The organism is Microbacterium sp. 71-23 (assembly GCF_001897265.1).
Taxonomy (GTDB): Bacteria; Actinomycetota; Actinomycetes; order Actinomycetales; family Microbacteriaceae; genus Microbacterium; species Microbacterium ginsengisoli.
Genome location: NZ_MKSL01000003.1, coordinates 1 through 2941, shown reverse-complemented (window position 1 = coordinate 2941; position 2941 = coordinate 1). Strand labels below are relative to the sequence as shown.

Annotated in this window: 2 protein-coding genes and 1 pseudogene; 1 reads left to right on the top strand and 2 read right to left on the bottom strand. The window is 70.9% G+C overall.

Features of this window, described 5'->3' with window-relative positions:
• A partial coding sequence (locus tag BGO15_RS00040) for an ATP-dependent DNA ligase (protein ID WP_286746423.1) occupies window positions 1–1150 on the top strand: 1150 nt, incomplete at its 5' end.
• Window positions 1151–1177: 27 nt separating this feature from the next.
• Here BGO15_RS00040 and BGO15_RS00035 read toward each other — a convergent pair.
• Together BGO15_RS00035 and BGO15_RS00030 are read right to left on the bottom strand one after the other, a co-directional pair.
• Window positions 1178–2815, bottom strand: a complete 1638-nt coding sequence (locus BGO15_RS00035; protein WP_286746420.1) for an MFS transporter — start codon at window positions 2813–2815, stop codon at window positions 1178–1180.
• A pseudogene (locus tag BGO15_RS00030) lies at window positions 2812–2941 on the bottom strand (glutaminase); the annotation flags it as partial. The pseudogene BGO15_RS00030 and the gene BGO15_RS00035, both read right to left, overlap by 4 nt.

The following is a 2941-nucleotide window of genomic DNA, read 5'->3' as shown; positions in this document are numbered from 1 at the left end:
GCGCACGGGGGCGCTGGAGGGGGTCCTGCTCGACGCGATCGCTGCGGCGTCCGACCGGGCACCGGCTGCGGTGCGCCGGGCGGCGATGCTCTCGGGCGACCTCGGCGACACCGCCGCGATCGCGCTGACGAGGTCGACCGACGAGCTGGACGCGGTGGGGCTCGTCGTGGGTCGTCCCGTGCTGCCGATGCTCGCCTCGACGGCGGCATCGGTCGCCGACGCCCTGGAGATCGCGGGTGAGGCATCGGTCGAGTACAAGCTCGACGGCGCCCGCATCCAGGTGCACCGCCGGGGCGACGATGTCCGGATCTTCACCCGCACGCTGGCCGACATCACGCATCGTGTGCCCGAGATCGTCGATGCCGCCCGCGGTCTCGACGCGACCGACGTCATCCTCGACGGCGAGACGCTGTCGCTCGACGAGGACGGTGCGCCGCGTCCCTTCCAGGAGACGATGTCCCGCTTCGGGGCCGATGCGCCGAGCGACGTGCTGCTGCGTCCGTGGTTCTTCGACATCCTGCACGTCGACGGGCGCGATCTCATCGACGAGCCGCTGCGCGTCAGGGTCGCCGAGCTCGCGCGGGTGGCCGGGCCGCTCCGCATGCCCGGCATCGTCACGGCCGACCCGGTGGAGGCCGAGCGACTGTCCCGCGATGCCCTCGCCGCGGGTCACGAGGGCGTCGTGGTCAAGGGTCTCGATGCGCCGTACGCGGCCGGCCGGCGCGGCAAGAGCTGGATCAAGGTGAAGCCCGTGCTGACCTACGACCTCGTCGTGCTCGCATGCGAGTGGGGGTCGGGGCGGAGGCAGGGCTGGCTGTCGAACCTGCATCTCGGTGCACGCGACCCCGACGGCGAGTTCGGTCCGGCCGGCGGGTTCGTGATGGTCGGCAAGACCTTCAAGGGCCTCACCGACGAGCTGCTGCGCTGGCAGACGGCGCACTTCCCCGAGATCGAGACGCGACGGACCGCCTCGACGGTGTTCGTCGAGCCCGTGACGGTCGTCGAGATCGCCGTGGACGGCGTGCAGCGGTCCTCGCGCTATCCGGGCGGCGTCGCGCTGCGGTTCGCCCGGGTGAAGGCCTATCGACCCGACAAGACGGCCGCCGAGGCGGACACCATCCAGACGCTGCGCGCGCTGCTGCGCGCTTGACCCGTTCCGCGGCGCACCGGGCTGCCGCTATTCGGGATCGGGCTCGCTGCCGGTCGCGACCGACTCGGGGATCTCGCCCGGTCGGAACCGGGGGAGCCGGCTCGCGGGCACGATGGCGAGGGCGCTCACGCCCGCGAGGATCAGCAGGCCCAGCCGGAGGGCGCGCAGACGGGCCTCCTCGTTCACGGCCACGGCCGCGGTCACCTGGGCGTCGGTCGCGTCCGTCTCAGCGAGCACCTCGGTGAGCCGTTCGTTGCTCACGAAGTTGACGCTCCCGAGGTCCACCTGGGACACCAGACTCGGCGGGAGCTCGGTGTGGTCGGCGAGCGCGGTCGACACATTGGCGGCCAGGATGCCGACCAACAGGGCGCCGGCGACGGCGGTCCCGACCGCGGATGCCAGGTTCTGCGTCGTCCCGCGCACCGATCCGACGTCGCCGGCCAGGTGCTTGGGGGAGGCGGTGACGAGCACGTTGAACACGAGGGTCACGAGGGCCCCCTGGCCGACGCCGAAGACGAACAGGCCGAGGATCGTCGGCAGCGTCTCCCAGTTGTTGTCGACCACGATCGACAGCCATACCTGCGCGACCGTGGTGAGGATGAACCCGAACACGCCGATCGTGCGCGGGCTGAAGCGGCGGTAGAAGCGCACGACGAGCATCGCGGCGAAGAAGACCGTGAGGTTGAACGGCAGCATCGCCAGAGACGTGTCGAACGGGGTGCGGCCCTGCACGATCTGGATGTACAGCGGGACGGTGAAATTCAACCCCGCCTCCAGTGCGACCACGATGAACATCGCGTAGACCGCGGCGCGCTCGCGGGACGACCCGAAGACGGAAAGGCTCACCAGCGGCACCTGCCCGCGCCGCGTGCGACGACGCGTCCACAGGAAGAACAGCTGGACGAGCACGACACCGATCAGGATGAGCACCGGCGCGGGCGAGAGCCCGAGGATGTCGAACGGCGCGCCGGGTCCGGCCTGGAGCAGCCCCCACCGGTTGAGGTTGTTCACCCCGAAGGTCAGGGAGACGATGCCGAGGCCGATGATGATCGCCGCGACCACGTCGATCTTCACCGCCGGGTTGCCCGGCGCGCTGCGGACGCGGAAGCTGAGCAGGAAGACGGCGACCGCGAGCACGAGGACCACCACGAACACCTGGCGCCATCCGACGAGGGTGGCGAGCGTCCCCCCGATGAGGAACGCGCTCACGCCGGCGAGGGCGCGCGCGGATCCGAGGGACCCGATCGCGGTCTCCTGCTGCCGTCCGTGGTAGTTCTCCGCGATCAGCGCGACGAGCGACGGGACGATGATCGCAGCGGAGGCGCCGGCCAGGGCCTGTGCCACGATGACCCACCCGACCGAGGGGGCCAGGATCATCGTCAGGGCGGAGACGGCGAACAGCGCCACGACGATCCGGAACATCAGGATCCAGCCGACCCGCTGGCCGATCTTCGCGCCCACCATGACGAGCGCAGCCACGACCAGCCCGTAGGTGACGATCGCGGTCGAGACATCGGTCGGCGGGACGCCGAAGTCGTGCACCATGCCGCCGAGCGACACCGGCAGCGCGGACACGTTGTACGACATCAGGATCTGCGCGAGGAAGAGCCCGATCATCGGGACCCACGAGGCGCGGGCGGTCGCCGGCGCGGAGGTGTCGGTCATGGCTGGTCCTTCCGGAGGTAGTGCGAATCGGACGCGAAGATGTTGAGCCCCAGCGCACGGGAGAGATAGGCCGTCGCGACCTGGCCGCGGACGCTGTTGCCGGCGGCATCCAGCCGCGGCGCGTAC

Excerpts from the sequence above, each read along its gene's own strand:
- BGO15_RS00035 (WP_286746420.1), bottom strand. The coding sequence starts at position 2,815 with ATGACCGACACCTCCGCGCCGGCGACCGCCCGCGCCTCGTGGGTCCCG.